The organism is Mycobacterium sp. JS623 (assembly GCF_000328565.1).
Lineage (GTDB): Bacteria > Actinomycetota > Actinomycetes > Mycobacteriales > Mycobacteriaceae > Mycobacterium.
In genome coordinates, this window is the sequence record NC_019966.1 from 4816999 (window position 1) to 4843261 (window position 26263).

28 protein-coding genes are annotated in these 26263 nt (G+C 66.4%); 9 read left to right on the top strand and 19 right to left on the bottom strand.

Going from position 1 to position 26263, the window contains the following annotated elements:
* Positions 1-7: 7 nt before the first annotated feature.
* On the top strand, positions 8-682 hold the full coding sequence (locus MYCSM_RS23475) for a methyltransferase family protein (protein ID WP_015308660.1): 675 nt from the start codon (positions 8-10) through the stop codon (positions 680-682).
* A gap of 12 nt (positions 683-694) precedes the next feature.
* Complete coding sequence (locus tag MYCSM_RS23480) at positions 695-1369, top strand: methyltransferase family protein (RefSeq protein WP_015308661.1); 675 nt, start codon at positions 695-697, stop codon at positions 1367-1369.
* Here MYCSM_RS23480 and MYCSM_RS23485 read toward each other — a convergent pair.
* A complete protein-coding gene (locus tag MYCSM_RS23485) occupies positions 1342-1743 on the bottom strand; it encodes a hypothetical protein (protein ID WP_015308662.1) in 402 nt (133 codons plus the stop codon). The genes MYCSM_RS23480 and MYCSM_RS23485 overlap by 28 nt on opposite strands.
* 68 nt (positions 1744-1811) lie before the next feature.
* On the opposite strand from MYCSM_RS23485, the gene MYCSM_RS23490 reads away from it, so the two are divergent.
* Complete coding sequence (locus MYCSM_RS23490; protein WP_041312582.1) at positions 1812-2678, top strand: sigma-70 family RNA polymerase sigma factor; 867 nt, start codon at positions 1812-1814, stop codon at positions 2676-2678.
* Here the strand turns inward: MYCSM_RS23490 and MYCSM_RS23495 are convergent.
* The 4 genes from MYCSM_RS23495 to MYCSM_RS23510 all read right to left on the bottom strand — a co-directional run bounded on the left by MYCSM_RS23495 (position 2675) and on the right by MYCSM_RS23510 (position 5000).
* Positions 2675-3619 carry an NADP-dependent oxidoreductase gene (locus tag MYCSM_RS23495; protein WP_015308664.1) on the bottom strand — a complete coding sequence of 315 codons (945 nt, stop codon included), beginning with the start codon at positions 3617-3619 and terminating at the stop codon, positions 2675-2677. The two genes, MYCSM_RS23490 and MYCSM_RS23495, sit on opposite strands and share 4 nt — an antisense overlap.
* 130 nt (positions 3620-3749) lie before the next feature.
* A complete protein-coding gene (locus MYCSM_RS23500; RefSeq protein WP_015308665.1) occupies positions 3750-4127 on the bottom strand; it encodes a DUF4267 domain-containing protein in 378 nt (125 codons plus the stop codon).
* A 22-nt stretch (positions 4128-4149) separates the two neighbouring features.
* Positions 4150-4467 (bottom strand): NIPSNAP family protein, encoded by a 318-nt coding sequence (locus tag MYCSM_RS23505; protein WP_015308666.1) that lies wholly within the window; start codon positions 4465-4467, stop codon positions 4150-4152.
* Between the two features lie 56 nt (positions 4468-4523).
* Positions 4524-5000 (bottom strand): DUF1772 domain-containing protein, encoded by a 477-nt coding sequence (locus tag MYCSM_RS23510; RefSeq protein ID WP_015308667.1) that lies wholly within the window; start codon positions 4998-5000, stop codon positions 4524-4526.
* Between the two features lie 111 nt (positions 5001-5111).
* Between MYCSM_RS23510 and MYCSM_RS23515 the strand changes: the two genes are divergently transcribed.
* Together MYCSM_RS23515 and MYCSM_RS23520 are read left to right on the top strand one after the other, a co-directional pair.
* Positions 5112-5678, top strand: a complete 567-nt coding sequence (locus MYCSM_RS23515; RefSeq protein WP_015308668.1) for a TetR/AcrR family transcriptional regulator — start codon at positions 5112-5114, stop codon at positions 5676-5678.
* Positions 5679-5742: 64 nt separating this feature from the next.
* Entirely contained in the window at positions 5743-6231 is a 489-nt protein-coding gene (locus MYCSM_RS23520; RefSeq protein WP_015308669.1) for a MarR family winged helix-turn-helix transcriptional regulator, read from the top strand.
* On the opposite strand, the gene glgC is transcribed toward MYCSM_RS23520, so the two are convergent.
* Positions 6228-7442, bottom strand: a complete 1215-nt coding sequence (gene glgC, locus MYCSM_RS23525) for a glucose-1-phosphate adenylyltransferase (protein ID WP_015308670.1) — start codon at positions 7440-7442, stop codon at positions 6228-6230. The genes MYCSM_RS23520 and glgC overlap by 4 nt on opposite strands.
* A 123-nt stretch (positions 7443-7565) precedes the next feature.
* On the opposite strand from glgC, the gene glgA reads away from it, so the two are divergent.
* A complete protein-coding gene (glgA, locus tag MYCSM_RS23530; protein ID WP_041312584.1) occupies positions 7566-8729 on the top strand; it encodes a glycogen synthase in 1164 nt (387 codons plus the stop codon).
* Between the two features lie 24 nt (positions 8730-8753).
* Here the strand turns inward: glgA and MYCSM_RS23535 are convergent, their stop codons facing one another.
* The 8 genes from MYCSM_RS23535 to MYCSM_RS23570 all read right to left on the bottom strand — a co-directional run bounded on the left by MYCSM_RS23535 (position 8754) and on the right by MYCSM_RS23570 (position 15970).
* A complete protein-coding gene (locus MYCSM_RS23535) occupies positions 8754-8921 on the bottom strand; it encodes a DUF3117 domain-containing protein (RefSeq protein WP_083906423.1) in 168 nt (55 codons plus the stop codon).
* A 105-nt stretch (positions 8922-9026) separates the two neighbouring features.
* Positions 9027-9629, bottom strand: coding sequence for a DNA-3-methyladenine glycosylase I (locus MYCSM_RS23540; protein ID WP_015308673.1), 603 nt, complete (start codon positions 9627-9629; stop codon positions 9027-9029).
* The gene (locus MYCSM_RS23545; protein ID WP_015308674.1) at positions 9626-9997 is read right to left on the bottom strand and encodes a DivIVA domain-containing protein; all 372 of its coding nucleotides are present in this window, start codon (positions 9995-9997) and stop codon (positions 9626-9628) included. Before MYCSM_RS23545 ends, MYCSM_RS23540 begins: the two co-directional genes overlap by 4 nt.
* 43 nt (positions 9998-10040) lie before the next feature.
* Complete coding sequence (locus tag MYCSM_RS23550; protein ID WP_015308675.1) at positions 10041-11549, bottom strand: adenylate/guanylate cyclase domain-containing protein; 1509 nt, start codon at positions 11547-11549, stop codon at positions 10041-10043.
* A 75-nt stretch (positions 11550-11624) separates the two neighbouring features.
* A complete protein-coding gene (locus tag MYCSM_RS23555; RefSeq protein WP_015308676.1) occupies positions 11625-12575 on the bottom strand; it encodes a glucosyl-3-phosphoglycerate synthase in 951 nt (316 codons plus the stop codon).
* A 46-nt stretch (positions 12576-12621) separates the two neighbouring features.
* On the bottom strand, positions 12622-13446 hold the full coding sequence (gene folP, locus MYCSM_RS23560; RefSeq protein ID WP_232425834.1) for a dihydropteroate synthase: 825 nt from the start codon (positions 13444-13446) through the stop codon (positions 12622-12624).
* Between the two features lie 69 nt (positions 13447-13515).
* Positions 13516-15327, bottom strand: coding sequence for a long-chain-acyl-CoA synthetase FadD6 (fadD6, locus tag MYCSM_RS23565; protein ID WP_015308678.1), 1812 nt, complete (start codon positions 15325-15327; stop codon positions 13516-13518).
* A 52-nt stretch (positions 15328-15379) separates the two neighbouring features.
* Positions 15380-15970 carry a TIGR00730 family Rossman fold protein gene (locus tag MYCSM_RS23570; RefSeq protein ID WP_015308679.1) on the bottom strand — a complete coding sequence of 197 codons (591 nt, stop codon included), beginning with the start codon at positions 15968-15970 and terminating at the stop codon, positions 15380-15382.
* Between the two features lie 28 nt (positions 15971-15998).
* On the opposite strand from MYCSM_RS23570, the gene MYCSM_RS23575 reads away from it, so the two are divergent.
* Complete coding sequence (locus MYCSM_RS23575) at positions 15999-18068, top strand: AAA family ATPase (RefSeq protein ID WP_041312586.1); 2070 nt, start codon at positions 15999-16001, stop codon at positions 18066-18068.
* Here MYCSM_RS23575 and MYCSM_RS23580 read toward each other — a convergent pair.
* From MYCSM_RS23580 to dapE, 4 genes are all read right to left on the bottom strand, one after another.
* Positions 18065-18748 carry a hypothetical protein gene (locus tag MYCSM_RS23580; RefSeq protein WP_015308681.1) on the bottom strand — a complete coding sequence of 228 codons (684 nt, stop codon included), beginning with the start codon at positions 18746-18748 and terminating at the stop codon, positions 18065-18067. The two genes, MYCSM_RS23575 and MYCSM_RS23580, sit on opposite strands and share 4 nt — an antisense overlap.
* Positions 18749-18752: 4 nt before the next feature.
* The gene (locus MYCSM_RS23585) at positions 18753-19877 is read right to left on the bottom strand and encodes a hypothetical protein (protein WP_015308682.1); all 1125 of its coding nucleotides are present in this window, start codon (positions 19875-19877) and stop codon (positions 18753-18755) included.
* Between the two features lie 39 nt (positions 19878-19916).
* The gene (locus MYCSM_RS23590) at positions 19917-21527 is read right to left on the bottom strand and encodes an ABC-F family ATP-binding cassette domain-containing protein (RefSeq protein ID WP_015308683.1); all 1611 of its coding nucleotides are present in this window, start codon (positions 21525-21527) and stop codon (positions 19917-19919) included.
* A gap of 78 nt (positions 21528-21605) precedes the next feature.
* The gene (gene dapE / locus MYCSM_RS23595) at positions 21606-22673 is read right to left on the bottom strand and encodes a succinyl-diaminopimelate desuccinylase (RefSeq protein ID WP_015308684.1); all 1068 of its coding nucleotides are present in this window, start codon (positions 22671-22673) and stop codon (positions 21606-21608) included.
* A 34-nt stretch (positions 22674-22707) separates the two neighbouring features.
* Between dapE and dapD the strand changes: the two genes are divergently transcribed.
* Together dapD and MYCSM_RS23605 are read left to right on the top strand one after the other, a co-directional pair.
* The gene (gene dapD, locus MYCSM_RS23600) at positions 22708-23652 is read left to right on the top strand and encodes a 2,3,4,5-tetrahydropyridine-2,6-dicarboxylate N-succinyltransferase (protein WP_015308685.1); all 945 of its coding nucleotides are present in this window, start codon (positions 22708-22710) and stop codon (positions 23650-23652) included.
* Between the two features lie 105 nt (positions 23653-23757).
* Positions 23758-25035 (top strand): nucleotide disphospho-sugar-binding domain-containing protein, encoded by a 1278-nt coding sequence (locus tag MYCSM_RS23605; protein WP_015308686.1) that lies wholly within the window; start codon positions 23758-23760, stop codon positions 25033-25035.
* Here the strand turns inward: MYCSM_RS23605 and MYCSM_RS23610 are convergent.
* Entirely contained in the window at positions 25032-26225 is a 1194-nt protein-coding gene (locus MYCSM_RS23610) for an ROK family transcriptional regulator (RefSeq protein WP_015308687.1), read from the bottom strand. The two genes, MYCSM_RS23605 and MYCSM_RS23610, sit on opposite strands and share 4 nt — an antisense overlap.
* Positions 26226-26263: the final 38 nt, after the last annotated feature.

The window sequence follows — 26263 nt, forward strand, 5'->3', positions numbered from 1 at the left end:
GGGAAACATGAAGACCGCACTACAGGTTACGGCGAGATCGGTGCTCAGCTTTGTCCTGTTCGCCCTGGCGTTGTTCTGGCCGGCGGGGACGTTCAACTACTGGCAGGCGTGGGTGTTTCTCGGTTTGTTCATAACCCTGTCGGTGGTCTACACGGTGTATGTGGGGTTGACCAACCCGGCGGTGCTACGCCGGCGGATGAATGCGGGTCCGCAATACGAATCCAGGCTTGTGCAGAAGATCGTCATCGTCGGCGTGGTGCTGGCATTCGCTGCCCTGCTGGTGGTTTCGGCGCTCGACCATCGATTCGGCTGGTCGAACGTGCCGATCCCGGTGGTTGTCATCGGGAACGTGCTGGTGGCGGTCGGGCTTGGCCTGGCCATGCTGGTTGTCGTCCAAAACAACTATGCCGCAGCAAATATCACGGTCGAGAGCGATCAGGCCGTGGTGTCCACCGGGCTGTACGGACTCGTCCGGCATCCGATGTACTTCGGCGCGCTGATCATGCTCATCGGTGTTCCGCTTGCGCTCGGGTCCTTCTGGGCTGTTCTGGTCGATGTTCTCTACGTGGTTCTTTTTGCCGTCCGTATCTTCGACGAGGAGAGGGCGTTGACAGAAGAACTCACGGGATACCGCGAATACACCGAGAAGGTGCATTCCCGACTGGTGCCCGGCTTCTGGTGAGGGTCGACAATCATGAAGACAGCAATTCAGGCAGTAACGACGTCGATCATCGGCTTCGCGGTCTTCCTGCTCTTGGTGTTCCTACCCGCAGGGACGTTTGATTACTGGCGCGGGTGGACGTTCATCGTGGTGTTCGCGCTCGCCACGACGATCCCGAGTGTGTATCTGGCGGCCACGAATCCCGCTGCGCTGCAACGACGTATGCAGGCGGGACCCGCCGCGGAGAGTCGGCCGGTGCAGAAGGTCGTCATCACGTTCGCGTTCGTCTCGATGGGGGCGATGATCCTCGTGAGCGCATTGGACTACCGCTTCGGTTGGTCGTCGGTGCCAGCGGCGGTCTCGGTGCTCGGCGACATCCTTGTCGGTGCGGGTCTTCTGATCGCGATGATCACGACGATCCAAAACGGCTACGCTGCCGCGAACATCACTGTCGAGTCCGACCAGAAGGTGGTGTCGACCGGCGTGTATTCCGTTGTCCGTCACCCGATGTACTTCGGCAACGTGGTCATGATGATCGGCGTTCCGTTGGCCCTCGGGTCGTACTGGGCATTGCTGTTCGTCATCCCGGGGCTGTCGGTACTCGCCACCCGCATTCTCGACGAGGAGAAGGCGCTGACACAGGACCTCGACGGGTACGACGAGTACACACACAAGGTGCATTACCGGCTGGTGCCCGGCATCTGGTGACGCCGGGCCACCTGCCACACGACGAGCAACACCGTGACGACCGCGAACCGCAATACCGTATTCGAGATCATTGTCGCGTTCGGTTGCGTCAGCGCCATGTACACGACGTCGAGGCCACCGCTGGTCGCGTGCAACACCGCCAGCGTCGTCACGATCAACCGCAGCGCGGCCCAGTCGGTGATGCGGATGGCCCCGAACGACAGCACCGCGACGGCCAGTTCAGCCGCGCCGACCAGGTACACGAGCAGATAATCGGGTCTGGTGATCGTGATGCCCACCATCGACGGGATGGCCCGCGGAAAAGCCATCAATACCACCGCGCCGGCCAGCGTGATCAGCCCGTGCAGCGCGAAAACCACCCTCAGCGCCTTCATGTCAGTCCTCCCTGTCATGCCGATGGGCATTCATCCGTCACAACCATGACGGCCCATCCGCGCGGAATATGACAAAAGGAGACACCGTGCCCGAAGAGCGCTTCGAGGAGCACCGAAGGCATCTGCGTGCGGTCGCCTACCGGATGCTGGGCTCGTTGGCAGAGGCCGACGACGCGGTGCAAGAAGCGTGGCTGCGAATGCACCGCAGCGACGTCACCGATGTGCGCAACATGCGCGGCTGGTTGACGACGGTGGTGGCGCGCATCTGCCTGGACATGCTGCGGGCGCGCAGTGCACGATCCGAGGAGCCGCTCGACGAAGCCCCCGCGATCGCCGCCGACGCCGTCGACCCCGAAGCCGAAGCGGTGCTTGCCGATTCCATCGGCGTCGCGCTGCTCGTCATTCTGCAGACCCTGAGTCCCGCCGAGCGGTTGGCCTTCGTGCTGCACGACATGTTCGAACTGCCCTACGCCGAGATCGCGCCGATCGTCGGCCGTACCGAGAACACTGCGGCTCAGCTCGCGGCGCGCGCCAGGCGCCGGGTCCGCGGGAAAACTCCGGACCCCGCAATGGATTTGGTGCGCCAACGCCGGCTCGTCGATGCGTTCCTGGCCGCCGCGCACGACGGCGACTTCGATGCGTTGCTGAGCGTGCTCGACGCAGACGTCGTGCTGCGCGTCGACGCCGCAGCGGCAGGCACGCCGACGACCCTCCGCGGGGCCCAGACGATCGCTACCAATGCCCGCGCGTTTTCGGCCAACGCCCGCTTCGCCGAGCCTGCATTGGTGGACGGCGCCGTCGGTATCGTCGTCGCACCCAAGGGCAAGCTGGCGCTGGTGCTGCGCTTCGCTGTCGCCGGCGACAAAATCACCGAGATCGACATCGACGCCGACCCGCAGCGGCTGAGTGCGTTCGAACTCGCGGTGCTGGATTAGTGCTCAGCAGGCAAGAGGATCGTCTTGCCGTGCAGGCGGTCGGCGTCGGAGTCGGCGTGGACGGTTGCGGCGCGCTCGAGCGGACGGCGGTCGGCGACTTCGACCCGCAGTTGGCCGGCGTCGACTCGGCTGACCAACCCCGCGAGTTGCGATGCGTCGCTGCGGACGAAGATCCGTTGCGTGCGGACGCCCCGGCCTGGGTTCTCCGGCCCGAACACCATGGTGCCCACGTGGAAACCGCCGTCGGCGACCACGCCGATGAGGGCTTCGGTCTGTTCGTCGGTGGTACTGACCAGGTTGAGCACCACGTCGAACGGTGCACCATCGACGTCGATCGGTGAGTGCGTGTAGTCGATGTAGTCGACGATCCGGTCGACGCCCAAGTTGCGCAGACGCTCGGCGTCACGCGCTTTGGCAGTTGCGGTCACCACGGCACCGGCGCTCTTGGCCAACTGAATGGCGTAGCCGCCGACTGCACCTGACGCACCGTTGATCAGAATCGTCTGTCCCGCCGCCAAACCCGCGAGCTCGAAGAGGGCCTGCCACGCCGTCAAGGCGGCCACCGGCAACGCGGCGGCATCGGCCAGATCCACCGACTGCGGTGCGGCGGCCAGCAACTCGGCAGGCACGAGCGCATACTCGGCGGCCGCGCCATCGGCATCGAGCGGCAGAAACGCGACGACCGCGTCGTCGAGGTTCCACCCCTGAACTTCGTCACCGAGTTCGGCGATGGTGCCCGCGACGTCCACGCCGGGGATGTGCGGGAAGCTGATCTTGTACACCTCGGACAGGTAGCCGCCGCGGATGCCGGCATCGACTGGATTGAACGAGGTGGCGGCCACCTTCACCAACACCTCTCGCGGGCCGGGCACCGGTCGCGGGGACTCCTCGTACCGCAGAACGTCGCTACCGCCGTAACGGTGGTATCGCAGGGCCTTCATGGTCTCCTCCTTCGGTCGATTGCTTCGATGTTGAAGCAAGTTATCAACGCAATAACTTGCTTTGAACTCGAAGCAATTCCGCCGGCGGGTGTGACGCTCGTCTCACTGCTGCGATAGAGCTGCCGTCCGATCAGGCGAGCAGCAGCGCAGAAGTGATGAGCATGACAGCGGCGGTGACGCCGTGGACTCCCCACGCGATTGCTTTGGAGCCGCCGTTGCGCAGCACGATCGCGGCGTCTGCGGACGGAATGATGGCGGCGGCCAGAATCACCCAGCCCATGAGATGGGTGGCGCCCGCGGCGATCAGGATGATGACGAACAGTCCCGACGCGATGTCGCGCACACCCTTGACACTCAAGTAAGCCCCTCCGGCAGGCTGATTCAGGTCCGGAAGAACACCGTAGCCCGCGGCGGCAACGCGGGGCGCGACCAGAAATCGTGCGCCGATGAAGATGATGGCCGCAGCGATCAGGCCCGCGAGCGCGTAGCCGATGATAGTGGTGGTCATGTCGAGCACTCCTGGGGTTTGGTTAATGAATCGGTGAAAACACTGTCGGGTCAAGCAGTTCCGTGTGTACGTCGGCGATTTCGTCGACGTCGAAGCCGGCCATGTCGGCGGCGAACTCCGAGCTGGCCATGATGCGCCGGGTCAGTTGCTCAGGGTCCGCGTCCGATGGATAGCGGATAAGCGCGACGAGTCGATGCGTGACGGCGCTGCGCTCGGTCCACACACCGACGGTGATCACGCCGAATGCCTTGAACGTTTCCAGGTGGCGGGCCCAGTGAACCGTTGCATACTGCTGCAGAGCTTCCGGCGACTGCAGGGTGTAGGTCCTGAGCTGAAACATCGGATGCTGTTCTCCTTCAATGGATGTCGGCCAAGTCGAATGTGTACGTGCGCGTGTCAGATCACGAGCACCAGGCAAAGAGCAGTCACTGCGAGACCTTGCAACACCGCGCGAGCGTCGATGACGCGGTCCCACTTTGCCTGCAGCGCACGCCCATTCGGCAGTACCATGCCGGTGTCGGCAGCCCGTGTCAGTTGACGATTGATCGGTGCGCTCACACGTGTGTAGAGCACAATCCAGACCAACAACAGGACCAGAGCGGCGCCCGCCACGATCGTCTGTGCCCAATGCGCGGCGACGGCGGCCGCCACCATGCTCGTCGCGGCGGCGATGACCCCGAGCACGCCGGGAACCGGCATGCGCCGGTCGCCGAATCGATGCACGTTGCCCATGACGGCGACCAGGGCGTTGTCGTCGATCGACGCCAAGGCCGGTCGCAGAATGGCTGCGCAGAAGACGTCGGTGCCGTACACGACGGCGGTGGCGAGCACCGCGATCAGTGCGCCGGCCTGGGTGATGAGCTCTATGTCCATTTCGGATCTCCTCTTGGGAAGTGCTAGCGGCGCTAGCGCTAGCAACGCTAACCTCGATTCGGCGGCGTGTCAATAGCGGCGCTAGCTCTTCTAGCGGTGCTATAGTGCGGCATGGCCATTGAGGACCGTCGTGCACGGGAACGCGAGGCCCGTCGGCGGCTGATCATCACGACAGCCCGCGGATTGGCCGAGGCTGAGGGCTGGGATGCCGTCACCACCCGCCGGCTGTCCACCGAAATCGAGTACAGCCAACCCGTCCTGTACAAGCACTTTCAAGGCATGGATCAAATCGCCGACGCCATCGCCATCGAGGGCTTTGGCGAGCTCGCCGAAGCGATTCGGGGCGCGGGCGCCGAGCCGGCCGACGGCGAGCTGAGCCGGATTGCCCGCGCCTATCTCGACTTCGCCCGCGACAACCCCGCCGTTTACGACGCGATGTTCACCCGCGCGACCAGCTTGCGCTTCGCCGCCGACGCGACACCCCCCGAGCTGTCCGCGGCCTTCGCCGAGTTGCACCAAGCGGTCGAGCTCGTCGCCGATACACAAGACGCTGACACCCTCACCGAAGTGTTCTGGGCCGCGCTGCATGGACTGGTCACCCTCAGCCGGACCGGCAGACTACGCGCTGACCACGAGTCGGAGCGTCTGCAAGCGCTCGTCACGCAGTTCACCAATTGAGATTGGCTGTGCCGCAACAGCGCGCATTCCAGACGCTTCGATATTGAAGCATTACGATGACGGCATGGCCGACGGCCTCAAGCCTGCCCAGATGCGCACCTACTTCGCCCTGACCGAGGCGGCGAGCCTGCTGCAGTATGCCGTTCAAGAGCAGTTGCAAGCCGAGGGCGGGCTCAGTTACGTGCAGTTCGAGGTCCTGGCCAAATTGGTCGACGCCGACCGGCCGCTCACGATGACTGAACTGGCCGACGGTGTGGTGTACAGCCGCAGCGGGCTGACCCATCAGGCCGGAATACTTGAAAAAGCAGGGCTCATCGTCCGCGAAGTCAGCACCCACGACAAGCGCTCCACCGTCGTCGCCATCACCAAGGCGGGCCGTGCGCGCGTTGCGAAGGTCCTACCCGGCCACATCGAGGTCGTACGTGACCTCCTGTACGGCTCCCTTACCGAGCAGGACGTGGACACCCTCGGCGACATCATGAGCCGCGTCCGCGACCACATGCGTGGTCGGCCACCACGCTCGGCCGCGCCCAGGAGCCGAAACGCGGGCTAGATCCAGACGCCCTTACCCACTGCGACCACTCCCCCTGAGCTGATTGCAAACCGTTCGCGGTCCTTCTCCAGATCCACGCCGACCATCTCGCCGGGCCCCACGACCACGTTCTTGTCGAGGATCGCGTGGCGCACCACCGCGCCGCGCCCGATGCGCGTGCCGGGCATGATCACACTGCCCTCGACGATCGCACCGTCGTCGACCACCACATTGGACGACAACACCGAATTGCGAACGGACGCAGCCGAAATGATGCTGCCCGCGCCCACCACCGACTCCTGCGCCGAGCCGCCGTTGACGAATTTGGCCGGCGCCAGCATCTCGGCTTCACCGCGGATCGGCCAGCGCTTGTTGTAGAGGTTGAACACCGGGTGCACCGACACCAGGTCCATGTGGGCGTCATAGAAGGCATCCAGTGTCCCGACGTCGCGCCAATAGCCGTGGTCGCGTTCAGTGGCGCCGGGCACCTCATTGTTGTGGAAGTCGTAGACCGCGGCCATCCCGTCGGAGACCAACCTCGGAATGATGTCGCCGCCCATGTCGTGATCGGAGTGGTCGTCGTCGGCGTCGGCCCGGATCGCGTCGATCAGCACCTTCGTCGTGAAGATGTAGTTACCCATCGAGACGAAAGTGGCTTCCGGGTCGTCGGGGGTGCCCGGCGGATCGGCCGGCTTCTCGATGAACCCGCGGATCCGCCCGGACTCGTCGGAGTCGATGCAGCCGAAGGCCGTGGCTTCGGCGCGCGGCACCCGGATGCCCGCGACCGTCGCTCCCGCGCCGCTTTCGATGTGGAACTGGAGCATCTGCTCGGGATCCATCCGGTACACGTGGTCGGCACCGAAGATGATGATGTAGTCGGGGTCCTCGTCGTAGATCAGGTTCAGCGACTGATAGATGGCGTCGGCCGAGCCGGTGTACCAGCGCGGGCCGAGCCGCTGCTGCGCAGGCACCGGCGTGATGTACTCGCCGGCAAGCCCGGACAGCCGCCAGTTCTGCGAGATGTGGCGATCCAGCGAATGCGACTTGTATTGGGTCAGCACACAGATGCGCAGGTATCGGGCGTTCACCAGATTCGACAACACAAAATCGATCAGCCGGTAGGCGCCGCCGAAGGGAACCGCCGGTTTGGCGCGGTCGGCCGTCAGCGGATAGAGCCGCTTGCCTTCTCCGCCGGCCAGGACGATGCCAAGGACGTGTGGCAACTCCCTCATGCTTCAAACCTATCCGCAGCTTCACGCCACTGCCAGCCATTGACGGCGATTGATCGGTGTCCGTCAAGGTAATTGGCCAGTTGGCGGTCGAAGAAACCTCCGCCAACTATTACGGTCGACACTATGCGGGTGGCGATGATGACTCGGGAGTATCCGCCCGAGGTCTACGGCGGCGCGGGGGTGCACGTCACCGAACTCGTCGCGCAACTGCGCCATCTTTGTGAGGTCGACGTGCACTGCATGGGCGCGCCGCGGCCAGGGGTTTTCGTGCATCAACCCGATCCGGCTCTCAAGGGCGCCAACGCCGCGCTGTCGACGCTGTCGGCCGACCTCAACATGGTCAACGGCGCGTCGAACGCCACCGTCGTGCATTCGCACACCTGGTACACGGGGTTGGCCGGACACTTGGCCGCGCTGCTGTACGGCATCCCGCACGTGCTGACCGCGCATTCGCTCGAACCGATGCGGCCGTGGAAGGCCGAACAGCTGGGCGGCGGCTACCGCGTCTCGTCGTGGGTGGAGAAGACCGCGGTCGAGGCCGCCGACGCCGTGATCGCGGTCAGTTCCGGCATGCGGGACGACGTGCTGCACACCTATCCGGCGCTGGACCCCAACCGGGTGCACGTGGTGCGCAACGGAATCGATACCGACGTCTGGTTTCCCGCACAGCCCGAACCCGGCGACTCGGTGCTCGCGGAACTCGGCGTCGACCTGACCCGTCCGATCGTCGCGTTCGTCGGGCGGATCACCCGGCAGAAGGGCGTCGCGCATTTGATCGCGGCCACCCATCACTTCGCGCCTGACATCCAACTTGTGTTGTGTGCGGGCGCGCCGGACACGCCGGAGATCGCGGCCGAGGTGACGTCGGCGGTGCAGGAGCTGGCCCGCGTTCGCAGCGGCGTGTACTGGGTTCGGGAGATGCTGCCGATCGGCAAGATTCGCGAAATACTCTCAGCGGCAACGGTTTTCGTGTGCCCCTCGGTGTACGAGCCGCTGGGCATCGTGAACCTGGAAGCAATGGCGTGCGCGACGGCAGTGGTCGCCTCCGATGTGGGCGGCATCCCGGAGGTGGTGGCGGACCGTCAGACCGGTCTGCTGGTGCACTACGACGCGAGCGACCCGACGTTCTTCGAGCGGCGCCTGGCCGAGGCGGTCAACTCGCTGGTGGCCGATCCCGAGCGGGCCGGCCAATATGGGCAAGCCGGACGGCAGCGTTGTATCCAGGAGTTTTCCTGGGCGCATATCGCGGAGCAGACGTTGGAGATCTACCGAAAAGTGTCTTTGTAGGCGGCCCCGGCGTGCAGCGGGAGACTAGCTGGTCACGCCCTTGAGTTCGTCGCCGAGAGCAGACGCTTCTTCGGGGGTGAGTTCGACCACGAGTCGGCCGCCCCCTTCTAGTGGTACTCGCATCACGATGCCGCGCCCCTCCTTGGTTGCTTCCAGTGGACCGTCGCCGGTCCGGGGCTTCATCGCCGCCATCGAGTGCTCCCTCCACATGGCCAGCCCGTCGTCGGGCATACAGAACTTCTCCTATTGTTCCCTATCGGCAGCGATCGGTGTGCAAAGACCCGGCCATGACCGTCATTACGATGCGGCTTTGATGGCTGGAACCCAACAATCGGCGGTGTGGTCGTCGACCATTCCGGTGGCCTGCATCAAGGCGTAGGCCGTCGTCGGCCCAACGAATCGGAAGCCCCGGCGCTTCAATTCCTTGGCCATCGCGGTGGATTCCGGCGTCACCGCGGGGACCGCGGACAGGTCGGCGGGTCGCGGTCGTGACGGTGGTGCGAACGACCACAACAATTCGCTGAGATCCACGCCGTTGTCCGAGAGGTCGACGACCGCGCGCGCATTGGCGATGGTGGCTTCGACCTTCGCGCGGTTGCGCACGATGCCCGTGTCGGCCATCAGCCGGTCGATGTCGCGTTTGGTGTAGCGCGCGACGCGCTCGGCATCGAACTTGTGGAAGGCGCGACGAAAGTTCTCCCGCTTGCGCAGGATGATCAGCCACGAAAGGCCACTCTGGAAGGCCTCGAGGCTGATCCGTTCGAACAGGGCCGCCGAATCGCGCAGCGGCTGGCCCCATTCGGTGTCGTGGTAGTCCCGATAGAGGACGAAATCGGCTGGGGCCAACCGTGTTTGGTCGATCCACCCGCACCGTGTGCGACCGTCGTCGTCGACGGTCACGAGTCTTCCTCGCCGTTGGGCAGCGCGTGCGCCGGGCCCTCGGCGTGTTCAACCGCCTGTTCGGCGTCCTCGTCGAGACCGTGGGCCGCGCGCACCGCTGCGAGCTGGCCGCGCAGCAGATCGAGTTCTTGGCCGAGCCGGTCGAGCACCCAGTCGACCTCGCTGGTCTTGTAGCCGCGAACGGTCTGGGTGAACTTGACGGCGTCGACGTCGGAGCCCGTGACGCCGGAGGCGGGTAGCACCGTGGCGGTGGTGGCGGCCGGCAGCGGCGGCAACGGCTCGCCGCGGCCGAACAGCACGCTGCCAAGTCCGAACAGCACGACCGCCACCAGGATCAGCACAACCAGATACAGCAGAACCAAGGTCACGCCCTCGATACTGCCCGAAGGGCCTGACAACCGGCTCGTCGGATCAGGCCGGTTTCGACCGCGGCCGGCGGGTGAGCAGCCGCAGCGTGAAGCGGCTCAGGTGCGGCGCCCGGTTCGCCACCTGCACGAGGGCCCTATCGGCGGGCTTCATCGTCGCGTTGGGCGATGGGGTCAACGCCGCCTGTTCGGGCGTGGCCTGCGACGCCGGCCGCTGGTCCTCGCGGCGATCGGCCACGACGGCGTGCACCGACCACCTGCCCGGTACGCCCTTCAGTTCATGCGCCCCGCGTGGTTCGAACTCGACGCCCGAGCCGAACACCAGATCACGCACCGTCGCCGAGACCAACACCTCGCCCGGCCCGGCCAGCGCCATGATGCGAGATCCGATGTGCGCCGCGACTCCGCTGATGTCGTCGTCGGTCACCTCGCACTCGCCGGCATGCACGCCCGCCCGCAGTTCGACACCTTCGTCACTGGCATGTCGGGAAATCGCCAGCGCGCACCGGACTGCGAGCGTCGGGCGGTCGAACGTCGCAAGCACGCCGTCGCCCATCGTCTTGATGAGCGTGCCGTCGTGACGCTCGACCTGATCACGCACCGCGGCGTGGTGCGTGGCCAGCAGCGTCGACCATGTCTCGTCACCCATTTCCACCGCGCGCGCCGTGGACCCGACGATGTCGGTGTAGAGCACCGTCACGAGCTTGCGCGAGATGGGCCCGCGGGGCGCGCTGCCGCCGATGAAGTCCTCCATGCCGGTGAGGATGTCGTCGCCGTTGAAATAGCAGATGTGCTCGGCCCCAGGCAGTTCCAGCATCTTCGCCCCGGCGATGTTGTCCGCAATCCAACGTGAGCCCTCGACCGGGACGATGTCGCCGGTCCGGTGGATGATCAGCGTCGGCACGTCGACCGCGTCCACCGCAGTTGTGACGTCGTAATCCCACATTGCGTTGATCATCACCCGCGCCATGCCAGGACTCGCGCACGCCCGCTCGACGTTCGGGGCCAGCCTGCGGTACACCAGGTTCTCGCGCGCATACGGGGACAGAGTGTGGAGCATCGACCCGTCGCCCCAGTGGTCGCTGCAATGTCGAATCATGGCCCAAAACGGCTCGAACCGGTGTTCGGTGCCCGGGATGAAATCCTCGGTGGGCGTCAGCCGCGCCATACCGCTCATCGCGATCAGCCCCTCGACGCGCTCGGGGTGCGTCGCGGCCAGCAGGATCGCAGGCGCAGAAGCCTCGGAGTACCCGATGACCACCGCCCGTTTCGAGCCGGCCGCGTCGAGCACGGCGAGGAAATCATCGGCTCGCTGCTGCACTGTCGGAACGCCGGCAACCGGATCGGAGAGCCCGGTGCCGGGCTTGTCGAACAGCAAAAGCCGCCCGATGGACGCCAGTTCTCGGAGGAACGCGGTCGCATTCGGATCCGCCCACACCAGATCCAGGTGCGAAATCAGACCCGCACCAAGAATGATGTCGACGGGCCCATCACCGATCGCCTGATAAGCGATGCAGATGTCCCCCCGACGGGCGTACTCGACGTCGACGGTCACGTCGCTACCGGTTGTGCTTCCCCCACATAGACGCTGATCGTTCCCTGTGAAGGGCGTCAGGTCAATTAGCAAGGCTTATCCGCGTGGGCGCAGTGTGACCATCGGGGGGCGATCGGCCAGCGACACCGAGGACGTGCGCGGGGTGTAGTCGTCGCCGTCGGCAAAGAACTGCGTCAGGGCCACCCCGGAATCCGGGACGCCGCAGCGCGACAGCAGGGTTGCGATGACCTGGCGGCTCATCGACGCGAGCTCGGTCAGCGGCCGGTTGCGGTGGGTGCGCACGCCGAGGTTGACCTGAGCGATCGCGTCCAGGCCAAGCCGGTCGTAGGTGTCGATCAACAGCCCGATCTCGACGCCGTAGCCCGGCGCGAACGGCACCGAGGTCAGCAGCTCACGCGAGCCTGCGTATTCGCCGCCAAGCGGCTGCAGCAGGCAGCTCAGTTCGGGTCGCAGCGACGCCAACAGCGGGCGCGCGACGAGCTCGGTGACGCGGCCGCCGCCGTTGGCATCCTCGCTGCCGCTGACCTTCAGCGGACGTCGGTAGAAGCCCTTGACCAGGTGCACGCCCTCGGTGGTCAGCAGCGGGCCGACCAGCTTGGGCACGAACATCGGATCCGGATCGATCAGGTCGGAGTCGACGAAGACAATGATGTCGCCGGTGGTCGCGGCCAGCGACCGCCAGAGCACCTCACCCTTGCCGGGCTGCGGGTCGACCTCGGGCAGCGCGACCTCGCGGCTGACCACCTTGGCGCCCGCGGCGATCGCGCGGATCTCGGTCTCATCGGTGGAGCCGGAGTCCAGCACGATCAGTTCGTCGACCAGCCCGCCCAGCAGCGGCGTGATGGTCTCGACGACGCTGCCGACCGTTTCTTCCTCGTTGAGGGCAGGCAGCACCACAGAGATGGTGCGTCCGGCCTTGGCGGCGATCAGTTCGGCGATCGTCCACGACGGCCGGTTCCAACTGTGGTCGGTCAGCCATCTGCCGGTGACAACGTCCGTTCCCGGTAGTTCAGGCGACAGCGTCATCGTTCGACTCCCCGTCGCTCGTCGCTGGCTCGAGTCCGTCTCAGTGTCATGCCAGTCCCCTCACCGTGCGCGCGGGTGGGCGCGCGCCCTGGATCGACGCGACCATTTCCAGTACGCGTCGTGTGGGCCCGACTTCATGCACGCGGAACATGGCAGCCCCTTCCGCCGCAGCCAGGGCGGTCGCGGCCAGGGTGCCCTCCAGGCGTTCGGTCAGACCCACACCCAAAGTTTCCCCGACGAAATCCTTGTTGCTCAGCGCCATCAGGACCGGCCATCCAGTTTTTACAAGGTCTTTTACGTGGCGCAACAAACTAAGACCGTGATAAGTGTTCTTGCCGAAATCGTGGGTCGGGTCGATGAGCACGGCGTCCTTGGCCACTCCGGCGGCCACTGCCCGTTCGGCGGCGGCGCTCACCTCGGCGATCACGTCATCGACGACACCGCGTTCGGAGATGCCGTAGTTGACTCGGAACGGCCGCGTCCGCGGCGTCGCACCGCCGGTGTGCGAGCACACCAGGCCGGCCCCGAACTCGGCGGCGACTTCCGGCAGCACGGCGTCGTGGCCGCCCCAGGTGTCGTTGATCAGGTCGGCGCCGGCCGCGCAGGCCTGCTTGGCCACCTCGGAGCGCCAGGTGTCGACGCTGATCAGCTGGTCGGGAAAGGTGTCGCGCAGCCACTCGATGAACGGCACGACGCGGGCGATCTCCTCGTCGACAGCGACCGTCTCGCCCGGCCCCGCTTTCACGCCACCGACGTCGACGACATCGGCGCCTTCTTCGATCACGCGATACGCGGCGGCCTTGGCGGCCTCATCGGTGAAAGTAGCGCCGCGGTCGTAGAACGAGTCCGGTGTACGGTTGACGATGGCCATGATCGTGGCGCGATCGCCGGCCACCGGACGGCCGAGGAACGTGGACTGCACCTAACCAGGTTACGGGCGTTAGTTCTTGGGCTTCTTTCCGTCGGCGACCTCTTTTGGATAGTCGTCGTAGAACTCGACGTAGCCCTCGTCGCGGCCGGCCAGCACGTAGATCGGGTCTTCGATCTTGTCGGCTTCTTCGTCGCCCTCGCCGGTGTTGCCGCCGTAGCCCTCCTTGCGGAGGTCGCCCTTCTGGCTCTTGAACGTCGAGGTGTGCGCCAGCTCCTTGACGACGCGGACGAACAGCGGCACCGCGTAGCCGGGCAGGCGCTCATAGGCCGCTTTGGCCAGCGCCTTGCCATGGAACTCCTCGCCCTCCCTGAGCTGAATCGCCGCCATGCCCGCCTTGCCGCCGGCGCCCTCGACCTCGACGCCGAACACCGTCGCCTCCTCGACCTGCGGGTCGGTGGAGATCGCCGCCTCGACCTCGGTGGTGGCGACGTTCTCGCCCTTCCACCGAAACGTGTCGCCAAGGCGGTCGGTGAACGCCGCGTGCCCGAAGCCCTGCGACCGCATCAGGTCACCGGTGTTGAACCACACGTCGCCTTTTTTGAAGGCGTCGCGCACCAACTTCTTCTCGGATTCCTTCTTGTCGGTGTAGCCATCGAACGGCTGGAAGTTACTGACCTTTGAGAGCAGCAACCCTGGCTCGCCGTTGCGCACCTTCTTGACGCGGCCGTTGTCGTCGCGCACCGGATCGCCTGTCTCCGAGTCGTATTCGACGAACGCCACCGGCGTCGGGCAGATCCCGGTGGACTTGGGCACGTTGAGAACGTTGACGAATGCGGTGTTGCCCTCGCTCGCGCCGTAGAACTCGCACACCCGCTCGATGCCGAACCGTTCGGTGAACTCGTCCCAAATCGCCGGACGCAACCCGTTGCCGCAGATCACCCGAACCTTGTGTTTGCGGTCGGTGTCCTTCTCCGGCTGGTTGAGCAGATAGGCGCAGATCTCGCCGATGTAGACGAATGCGGTGGCTTCGTAGCGGATGACCTCATCCCAGAACTTCGACGCCGAAAACGACTTGCCAAGCGCCAGTGTCGAACCGCCGTTGAGTACCGCCGACAGCGCCACCGTCAACGCGTTGTTGTGGTAGAGCGGCAGGCAGCAGTACAGGGTGTCGTTACTGTTCAACCGCATTCCGAGACCACCGAATCCGGCAAGCGCCCGCAGCCACCGGTAGTGCGTCATCACGCTGGCCTTCGGCATGCCGGTGGTGCCCGAGGTGAAGATGTAGAACGCCTTGTCCTTGGCGAGGACGGCCGCGGCGGAGGCCGGGTTGCTCGTCGGCGCCGTCTCGGCGAGACGGTCGAATTCGTCGAGTGTCACCAGACCCTCTGTGTCGGCGCCGCATTCGTTGATCGGGTCGACGAATTCAGGGTCGGCGATGACAACCTTGGCGGACAACAGGCCCAGACTGTGCTTGAGAACGTCGCCACGCTGGTGGTAGTTCAGCATGCCCGAGATGGCGCCGCACTTGACCGCGGCGAGCATCAGAAGCACGGGTTCCGGCGAGTTGCGCAGCATGATGCCGACGACATCGCCATGGCCGACGCCACGGGCCGCGAGCACCGCGGCGTACCGGTTGGCGGTCTCGTTGGCCTCGCGGTAGGTGATGTCGCGGTCCTCGAACCGAAGGAACACCTTGTCTGCGTGGCGGGCGGCGCGCTCCTGAAACACCCTGCCGATGGAGGTCTTGGCTGTCGGACGCGCCCCGAAGCCGGTGATCACACCACTCAAGATCGTCGGTAGGTCCATCAGCAGACCTGGCACATGGCTGGCGATGTCGAGCAGCCCCACGCTGCTGCGAGTCCCCGACTTCTCGTCGCTCATATTCGGTGCGTCCCCTCCACTGTTCTGTTGTCGCTCACCTTAGTGATCGCTGTCACTGCGGTGTCATGCCGCCGCCGTTGCGGCTCCCGCGGGGCGCGCACATCGCCATCGCATCGTCCACGTCGTTCACCACAACCAACCGATCCAGCGCACCTTCGGCGACGTAACCGCTGTCGACCAGCCCGTGCAGCCAGGCCAGCAGGCCGTCGTAATGCCCGATCGGGTCGAGCATGACCACCGGCTTGTCATGCATACCCAAATACCCCGCTGTCCAGGCTTCAAAGAATTCCTCGAGCGTGCCGATGCCGCCGGGCAGCGCAACGAACGCGTCGGCGCGGTCCTCCATGATCTGCTTGCGCTCGCGCATGGTGTCGGTGACGACCAGCTCGTCGGCCTCGGTGTCGGCCACCTCACGATGCACTAGCGCCTTGGGGATGACCCCGACGGTGCGCCCGCCGCGGGCGCGGGCCGCGCCGGCAAGCGCACCCATGGCCGAGACGTTGCCGCCACCGGAGACCAGCGTCCAGCCGCGCTCGGCGATCGCCTCGCCAACTTCAACAGCCAAAGCCAGTAGGTCCGAATGCGTTGGCCCGGACGCGCAGTACACGCAGACCGCCCATTCGCGGCCAGGTTCTGGGGACACACGGACAACCTAGCGATAGTCTCCGGCGGTGCCAGTTGAGTGGGTGACCACACCGCACGAGCCCGCATTGGAACAGCTCGAAACGGGCCTCCGCGAACAAGCCGGGACGGTGCTCATCGGCTCGGCGGGGGTCGGCAAGACATGGTTAGCCCGCGCGGCGGCAGACCGGCTGGCGGCGCAGTTCGATCGCGTCGACTGGGTCATTGGGACGACGCCAGCGGTGCCGTTCGCCGCGTTCAATCACCTGATCGACGTCCCCGACACGGGTAAGACGGCGGCCGTGCTGCGTGCCGCGCGGGAGTCACTGAGCGACGGCAGGTTGTTGATCGTCGACGACGCGCACCTGCTGGACAAACTGTCGGCCGCGCTGGTTTACCAGTTGGCGGTCAGCGGCGCAGTGAAGCTGATCGTCACGGTTGACCCGAATTTTGTTGTCGTCGAAGAGGTTTCGGCCCTATGGCGCGACGACCTGCTGGCCCGGGTCGGCGTCGAGCCGCCAGGCCACGACGACAGTAGGCAGGCCGCCGCGGTCGAGGAGTTCGTCACCGCACTGCCGAAGCCGGCCCACCGGGTGCTGGAATATCTGGCCGTCGCCAATCCCGTTCCGGTCGCCGACGTTGCCGCGCTTGCGGGCGACCTCGGCGCCGCGGAAGCGGCAGGCGCCGTCGTCATCGACGGCGACGTCGTGCGGCCGGCGCACCCCCTGTTCGTCGACGCGGTCCGCAACGCGATGGGCGGCCCGGACCTGCGCCGGTTGCGCACCGAGGTGGTGAACGCGTCGGCACCCCCGAGCGGCGTCGTGCACCGGCTGCGGTTCGCAGTGCTCGCGGTGGACAGCGACAGTCCGCCACCGGTGGCCGACCTGGCCGCTGCGGCCGAGGACGCGTTGCGGCTGGGCGATCTGGAACTCAGCGAGCACCTGGGCCGCGCGGCGGTCGCACGGTCATCAGAGCTCTCGATTCGGCTAACGCTGGCCTATGCGCTGGCATGGCAGGGGTCGGGCAGGGACGCCGATGCCGTGCTGGCCGACGTGGATCCGTCGACGCTCTCGGAGACCGAGCTGATGGCGTGGGCGCTGCCGCGCGCGGCCAACCAGTTCTGGATGTTGTGCGAGCCAGAGCGGGCGACGGCGTTCCTGCAGGCCACCCGCGGCCGGGTGTCGACACCGGCCGCGCAGACCACGCTCGACGCGCTGTCGGCCACCTTCGCGATGAACGCGGGCAGTCCGAGCCGTGCCAAACAGATCGCCGATGACGTGCTGGCATCGCCCGCGGCCGACGACACCGCGGTCGGCTGGGCAGCGGCCGCAGCCGCATTGAGCGCGGCGCGGATGGGCCGCTTCAGTGAGGTCGACGCGCTGGCCGAGCGCGCGATCACCGCCGGGCATCCCGGCCTGCTGAGGTTCACCAGCGGCTTCGGGCAGACGACGGCATTGGTGATGGCCGGCGAACTGGACCGGGCGCAGGCATTGGGACAACAGCTCACCGACTTCGCACAGCTTCAGCAGCCCGGCCGCGCAATCGGTGAGGTGTTGGTGGCCGACGTGCTGATCGCCAAGGGTGAGCTCGAGTCGGCGGTGTCGCTGCTGCGCGAGGCGGCGGCAGCCCTTGCGCCGACGGGGTATTCGTGGGGTCCGCTGGCGTTGATGTTGTTGGCGCAGGCGCTGGGTCAGCTGGGCGAAACGGTCGAAGCGGGAAAGATGTTGTCGCGGGCCGAATCTCGGCACGGGTTGAAGTCGATGCTGTTCGCGCCGGAACTGTCGTTGGCGCGGGCGTGGACGTTGTCCGCGCGACGCGACGAACACGGCGCGGTCGCGGCCGCGCGCGACGCTGCGAAGGCGGCCGAGCGCGGCGGCCAATCGGCGATCGCACTGCGAGCTCACTTCGACGCCGCGCGGCTGGGCGACCTCCGCGCGGCCGACGCCATCGCGCGGCTCAGCGGCGAAGTCGACTGTGTGCTAGCCGGATTGGCGCTCGACTACGCGCGTGCCGTCACTGCTCGTGACGCCGCAGCGCTCAACGACGTGTCCGCGCGACTGGATTCGATCGGGATGAAGCGCGCGGCCGCCGGGGCGGCGGCACAGGCCGACACCGCCTAGAGGTTGCGACCGAGATCCTCGTGGCTCCTGTGCTCCGGCGACTTCACCGGCGCCTGGCCATGCTCTGACCGCCCCGCAGTGGCGCGGTCATTCGGTTCAGCGCGGTGCAACAGTTCACGTTCGTCACGCTGGGGTTCCTGCGCGGTGGCTCCGTCGTTGCCGTCGACTGCGTCGTCGCGCAGCGCGGGTTGCCCGGCCGCGCCGGGCGCAGTCGGGGGCGCACCGCCGGCCACTCCCCCAGCGCCACCGGTCTGCTGGGCGCCGAGCGACTGCCCGCCGCCACCGCCTTTTGCTCCCTGCATGGCCTGCTGCATCAGCTGACCGAACATGCCGGTCTGGCCGCCCAGCATCTGTCCGGGCGCACCCGCCATCTGCCCCATCTGGCCGGCTTGCTGTCCCAGTTGTCCGAGCATGCCGACGACCTGGCCGACGGACTGCGAGCCCGCATCGTCGGAGGTCTGGTAGGCCGCTTGGGCAACGCCCACCTTGCCCGAGAACACCGTCTCTTTCGCCTGCAGCGTCGCGACGTTGGCAGCCAACGGCGCCGCCAGTGTCGGGAGCACCGCCGCGATCGTCGCGCTCAACGCGTCCTGCCCGGCGGGAATCATCGGGATATCCGGCAGTTCCACCGCGGCCGGATCCCAGCTCAGGCCTTCGGGCGTCTTCAATGGATCACCCACAGCGTCACCAATCCTCGTCGACGTCGTCTTCGGCCAGGTCGTAGTCGAGCGGCGGGGGCAGCGCGAGCCCCGGGCTGGTGCCACCGCTCTCGCCTCGGTGGCCCATCATGCCCATGCCGCCCATGCCCATGCCGGCGGCCGCGGGGGCGACTCCGCCAATTGCAGTGGCTCCGGCGGCCGCGCCCTCCTGCGGCGCTGTGCTCACCGATTTGGTGCCAACCAACTTCGACATCTGGGAGGTCTGCAGCGGAACCCCACCGGAGCCGGGCAGAGCCGCCGCCTTCACCATGCCCGAGCCGCCACCCGCACCGGAGCCGCCCGCGAGCGGATGATTGGAGAACGAGGAAAACGGCAGACCCGCGGCACCCAGGGAATCCGCCTTGCCGCCGGAACCGAACATCGAGGTCAGCTGTTGCAGAGGCTGAGACAACTGCTGCAGTTGCTGACCCATCTGCTGAGGCACAGCCATCACCGCCTGGCCGAGCTGCATCGGGAGCTGTGTGGCCATCGACCCCATCTGGCTTATCATCTGCATCGCCTGCTGGGAGCCCTGCCCGGCCTGTTTCGAGGCCTCCTCGGTGGTGTCCTTGGCTTCCTTCCCGCCCGACACAGGCGGAGCCCCGGCGAACGGAATGCTCGGGGGCACGCCGAGGGTGTTGGCGAGTTCGGTCGTGTGGGCCGTCATGTTGGCGATGTTCTGCGACAGCCCCATCTTGATGCGGCTCTGCACCAGCTCCTGGGTGTTACTGAAGGGCATCGCCGAGAGCGCTTCGCACTCGTGCTGGACCTCTTGGGCGATCGTGTTGGCCAGCATCTTCGCCTTGACGACGGTGGCTTCCATGGCGCGCAGCTTCCCCGCGACGGCGGCGGCGTGTGCGGCGTTGGCCTCGTGACCGCCGATGATCGACGTGGCCTCACCCGTCGCCGCCAGCGACCCGGCGCCCTCCCAGACGTCGGACAGCTTCATCAGCTGGCCCTGCTGCTGGGGCACGATCGAGCCGGTGATTTTGGCGGCCAACGCCTCGAACTTTGCGGCCGCGGCGGCCAGCATCTCCTCGTCGACATTCGGCCAGCCAGGGCCCATCACCGTCTGCGACCCATATGGGCTCTTGTCGGGTGGGATCGGCATGCCATACAAATTACCGTGCCCCCGCTAGCTGTCGGTCCGCTAAATTGCCGCCAACCTGCCCTCCGACAGCCGTAGCCGACGCCGGATGCCGATATCGGCGAGGAACCGCTCGTCGTGGCTGACCACGACAAACGCGCCCTGGTATGCGTTGAGCGCGGCCTCGAGTTGATCGACGCTGACCAAGTCCAGGTTGTTGGTCGGCTCGTCGAGCAGCAACAACTGCGGCGCGGGTTCGGCGTGCAACACGCAGACCAACGTGGCGCGCAGCCGCTCACCGCCGGACAGAGCCGCCACCGGAAGGTGAATTCGATTGCTGCTGAACAGGAATTGGGCCAGCAGATGCATGCGACGGGTGTGGGTCAGGCTGGGCGCGTACACGGCCAGGCTCTCTGCGACGGTGCGGTCGGGATCGAGCAGATCCAGCCGTTGCGAAAGGTACGCGATACGGCCTTCGGCGCGCTGCAGCGTGCCCGCATCCGGCTGCAGGTCGCCGCTCATGACGCGCATCAGCGTCGACTTGCCCGCGCCGTTGGGACCGCTGAGCGCGATCCGTTCGGGACCGCGGATGTTCAGGTCGATGCCGTTGTCGGCGAACAGCTTTCGACCACCGCGGCAGACCTGAAGACCCTCCGCCCGAAACACGGTGCGCCCGGACGGCACGCTGGTGTCCGGCAGTTCGAGCACGATGATCGCGTCGTCGCGAAGGGCCCGTTCGGCGTCGTCGAGCTGAGATTGCGCCTCGGTGACTCGTTTGGCGTGCACGTCATCGGATTTGCCCGCCGACTCCTGGGCGTCGCGCTTCAACTTGCCTGCGACGATCTTCGGCAGCCCGGCGTTCTTCAGGTTGCGCGCCGCGGTGCTCGACCGTCGGGCCGCCCGCTCGCGGGCCTCCTGCCGCTCGCGCTTTTCGCGCTTGAGAAGCTGCTCGGCGTTGCGCAGGTTCGCCTCGGCGACCTGCTGCGCTTCGGCCACCGCGTGTTGATAAGACGTGAAATTGCCTCCGTAGAACAGCATTTCGCCGCGATACAGTTCGGCAATGCGGTCCATTCGGTCGAGAAGTACACGGTCGTGACTGACCAGCAGCAGGCACCCCGGAAAGTCATCCAGCGCGTCGTAAAGCCGATGCCGCGCGTCGACATCCAGGTTGTTGGTCGGCTCGTCGAGCAACAACACCTCTGGTCGCTTGAGCAGCTGTGCGGCCAAGCCGAGGGACACCACTTCACCGCCGGACAACGACCCAAGTCGTCGATGAAAACCGATGTGGCCCAACCCAAGACGGTCGAGCTGGGCGCGGGTGCGCTCTTCGATGTCCCAATCGTCGCCGATGGCCGCGAAGACGTCCTCGTCGGCGTTACCGGCCTCCAACGCCGCGAGGGCATCCAGCACACCGGCGACGCCCAGCACATCGGCCACGCTTCGATCCGCGACGAACGGCAGCGTCTGCGGCAGGTACCCGAGAATGCCAGCCACGGTGATCGTGCCTGCGGTAGGCGGGTATTCGCCGGCAATTAACTTGAGCAGCGTGCTCTTACCCGCGCCGTTGGGTGCAACGAGCCCGGTGCGGCCGTCGCCGACCGTGAACGACAAGTCGGTGAACAGCGGCGTGTCATCGGGCCAGGAAAAAGACAGATTCGAACAAGTAATAGACATGCGAGAGAGCTCTCGTGAATAGACGACGGGGGAACGAAGTCCGGGTCTCACCGCATGTGTCCCAGGGTAGGCACCCCGTCAAGCGGTTAAGTATCTCCGCAGCATGTCGGTCGCGGCGGTGATCGCGGCCACCTCGACGCGCTCGTCGGCGCGATGCGCGAGGTTGGGGTCGCCGGGTCCGTAGTTGACCGCCGGAATGCCAAGTGCTGCAAAGCGAGCGACGTCGGTCCAGCCGTACTTGGCGCGCACTTGTCCGCCTGCCGCGTCGACGAGCGCGGCGGCCGCGGGCTTGGTCAGCCCGGGCAGCGCGCCGGCGGCGGAGTCGGTCAATTCGATTTCCACGTCGAGCCCGTCAAGCACCCCGTGAACGTGCTGCAACGCCTGCTCGACGCTGCGGTCGGGGGCGAAGCGAAAATTCACGGTCACCGACGCCGCGTCGGGAATGACGTTACCTGCGATGCCGCCGTCGATGCGCACCGCCGATAACCCCTCGCGGTAGGTGCAGCCGTCGATGTCGACGCTGCGCGCTTGATACGTCTTCAGCCGGGCCAGCACGTCGCCGAGTTTGTGAATTGCATTGTCGCCCAACCAGGATCGCGCGGAGTGCGCCCGGGTTCCTGCGGCGCTGACGACGACGCGCAGCGTGCCCTGACAACCCGCCTCGATGAACCCGCCCGACGGCTCGCCGAGGATGGCGACGTCGGCCTGCAGCCAGCCCGGCAGCTCGCGCTCGATGCGGCCAAGACCGTTGGCGGCCGATTCGATCTCTTCGCAGTCATACATCACCAGCGTGATGTCGTGGGCGAGGTCTTCGACGGTCGCGGCCAGGTGAAGGAACACTGCGTCGCCTGACTTCATGTCCGAGGTGCCGCAGCCGTGCAGTTCACCGCCGCCGAATCTGCTGGGCAGGTTGTCGGCGGCAGGAACGGTGTCGGTGTGGCCTGCGAGCAGCACCCGCGAGGGCAGGCCGCGGCTGGTGCGGGCCAGCACGGCGTCGCCATTGCGGATGACCTCGAAGTCGCTGGCCTGCTCGCGCAGCGCGGCCTCGATCTCGTCGGCGATGCGCTGCTCCTGCCGCGATTCGCTGGGGATGTCCACCAGCGCCGCGGTCAGCGCGACGGGGTCGCCCCGTAAGTCCAGGCCCACAACGTTCGAGGTTAGTCGAGTAGCCTTTGGCGACGTGACATCTGCAGCAGGCGTCGGCCTGGCGACCATCGCCGCCGACGGTTCCGTCCTCGACACCTGGTTTCCTTCGCCCGAACTCGGCGCCGACGGCCCGGCGGGCACCGTGCGCCTGTCGGTCGCCGAGGTGCCGCCGGAGCTTGCGGAGCTGGCCGGCCCCGACGAGGACCGTGGTGTCGAGACAGTGGTGGTGCGCACGACGATCGCGTCGCTGGACGACAAGGCCACCGATGCCTACGACGCCTATCTGCGGTTGCACCTGCTTTCGCACCGGCTGGTCGCCCCCCACGGGCTGAACGCCGATGGATTTTTCGGCGTGCTGACCAACGTCGTGTGGACCAACTACGGCCCCTGTGCGGTCGAGGGCTTCGAGGTGGTGCGGGCCCGGCTACGCCGCCGCGGTCGGGTGACCGTCTACGGCATCGACAAGTTCCCGCGGATGGTCGACTACGTGGTGCCCTCCGGCGTAAGGATCGCCGACGCCGACAGGGTCCGGCTGGGTGCGCACCTGGCGCCGGGCACGACGGTCATGCACGAGGGCTTCGTCAACTTCAATGCCGGCACGCTGGGCAGCTCGATGGTCGAGGGCCGCATCTCGGCGGGCGTGGTGGTCGGCGACGGCTCGGACGTCGGCGGCGGCGCGTCGATCATGGGCACGCTGTCAGGCGGCGGCACCGAGGTGAACTCGATCGGCGAGCGTTGTCTGCTCGGCGCCAACGCCGGGCTCGGCATATCGCTTGGCGACGACTGCGTCGTCGAGGCCGGCCTGTACGTCACCGCCGGGACCAAGGTGGTCACCGCCGACGGCGAGACCGTCAAGGCCCTCGAGCTGTCCGGCGCCAGCAACCTGCTGTTCCGGCGCAACTCGCTGTCCGGTGCGGTCGAGGTCGTCAAGCGCGACGGCACCGGCATCACGCTGAACGAAGCCCTGCACCAGAACTAACTACCGCGAGCGTGCGTGTCTGCGCCCCGACACGCCGCAATTTGCGTGCATTTTGCGCACGCTCGTCACGCACCGAACGTGCGATGACGGGCGTAAGTTTCGATCATGAACCAGCCGACCGTCGCACTGTTTCCCGAACCCGGCGCGTGGGGGCCGACCAACAACCTCGTTGCCCTCGGGAATCACCTGCAGGAGCGGGGTATCCGCACGGTCTTCGTCGTCGAAGAATCATTCGAAGGTGAGCTCGCTGCACGTGGCTTCGAAGAGCGGCTGATGCGGATGGCTGCGCCGCCCGGTGGCGAAGAGGCCGTCGGCGGAGGCTGGGCCGAGTTCGTCCGCGAGACCTCACCGCAGTTTCGCAGGCCGACCATCGAACAGCTGGAGACGGTGACCGCGCCCATCTGGGCCGAATTCGTCGACGGCGCCGAGTATTCGCACGACAGGCTCACCGAAATCTGGAACGAACTGCAGCCCGACGCCATCGTGCACGACTGCGTCGCCAGCTTCCCGTCCGTGTCGCTGGCCGGCTGTCCGTGGATTCGTGTGGTGTCGGCCAATCCGCTCGAGGTCACCGACCCCGACATCCCGCCGGTGTTCTCCGGTTACCCGACACGCGACCGACGCGGGTGGGACGAGTTCTGGGTGGAGTATCGAAGGTTGACGGATCCGCTTGTCGAGCGGGCGTCGGCGTTTCACCAGCAGTGCGGCGCGCCGCCGTTGCCGGACGGCGAACAGTACGAGTCACCGTATCTCAACCTCTACATGTATCCGGCCGAGCTCGACTACCAGCGGTCACGCCCACTCGGTTCGACGTGGCATCGCATCGACACTGCGACCCGCAACTCCGATGGTGCCTTCGATGTCGCCGAGAAGGTCGGCAGCGACGGCAAGCTGGTGTACCTGTCGCTTGGCAGCCTCGGCTGCATGGACGTGCCGTTGATGCAGCGGGCGATCGACTCGCTTGATCGGACCCCGCACCGGGTGATCGTCTCGATGGGTCCGCTGCATGATCAGCTCACACTCGGCGACCGGATGTGGGGTGAGCAGTTCGTTCCGCAGACCGCGATCGTGCCGCAGTGCGACGTGATGATCACGCACGGCGGCAACAACACGGTGGGAGAAGCGTTCACGTTCGGGGTTCCGACGATCGTGTTGCCGCTGTTCTGGGATCAGTACGACAACGCGCAGCGGATCGACGAATGTGGTTACGGTGTACGGCTTTCCACCTACGAGTTCACCGATGACGAACTGCACGGTACTATCGACCGACTCGGCAACGATCAGCAGTTGGCCAAACGCCTCGCCGCCGCGTCCAAGCGATTGCAGGTCTCGCCCGGACGTGTGCTGGCCGCAGATCTGATCGAGAAGGTCGTCCGCAATTAACCACGGTGCAGGCCCACCCATTCCGCCAGTCCTGCCGCAGTGGTGATGTGGTCCAGCGCCAGCGCGACGGCACCGTGTAGCGGGCCGTCCTCGCCGTGCTTGGCGTCGCGCACCGGCGGCGGAGAGCTCTTACGGAAAGCCATCAGACCGCCGCGGTATGCATCGTCGAAGGCGTCCGGCGCTGCGGCGCGCAGTATGGCCGCAACACCACCCAGGGTGACGACCTCAGGATCATGCACATTGACGAAAGCCGCGATACCCCCGCCCAGTGACGCTGCCACAGCCTCAAAAGCCTTCTGGGTCTTCTTGTCTCGAGTTGGCCGGCCGATCAATTCGTGAACGTATGCGACCGCATCGTCGGGTGGCGGGTCGCCGAGGTATCTGGCAAGGGCACGTCCGTCGACAGTGAGATCCCAGCAGCCTCGCGCACCACACGGACAGACCAGCTTGGGGTCGCCGAACGGGACGTGGCCGTATTCACCCGCTGCACCGTGCAAGCCGACGAGCGGCTCGCCATTGACCACCAGCGTGCCGCCGATGCCTTCGGCGACCATCAGATACAGCGCGGTGGCGGCCGAACGGGCTGCGCCGGTGCGTACTTCGGCCAATCCCGCCAGCGTCGCGTCGTTACCCAATAGCAGTTCGATACCGGCGCGCGCGGGGACCTTCTTGGTCAGCACGGAAAGGTCGACGTCATTCCATCCCCGCGGGGTGAACTGTCCGAGCTTGGCTCCGCTGATGGGCCCTGCGGCCGAAACCGCTATTGCCCTCAGCCGCTTTGACTTTCGCCGGTAGATCGCCGCGATCTCGGTTGCGATAGGCGCGAGCACGGCGTCGAAATCCCCGCCCACATAACCGGCCTGCCCGACGACCTGCGGCACACCGTCCAGACCCGCAACGGCCAGCCGCCAATCCGCGGCGCGCAAGTCGACCGCGAGCACGACCGGCCCCTCGACGTGCGGGCCCATCACCGTGGTCGGTCTGCCGCGGCCCCGCGCAGGCGCCGGGCTTTCGTCGAGCAGTCGCGCTTGGCGCATCCGTGCGAGCAGCTCGGTGGCCCCGCCGCTGCCGATGCCGAGGCGCTGCGCCGCGGCCGCTCGGGTGATGCCCGGCTCGGATCGCACCACGCCGATCAGTTGAGCGGCGCTCAACCAGCGCGCATGTGCGGCTTGCCGCTGCTCCTGTGCCATCGCCGGTAGTATTCCACTTGAATATACTCGACTGCCGA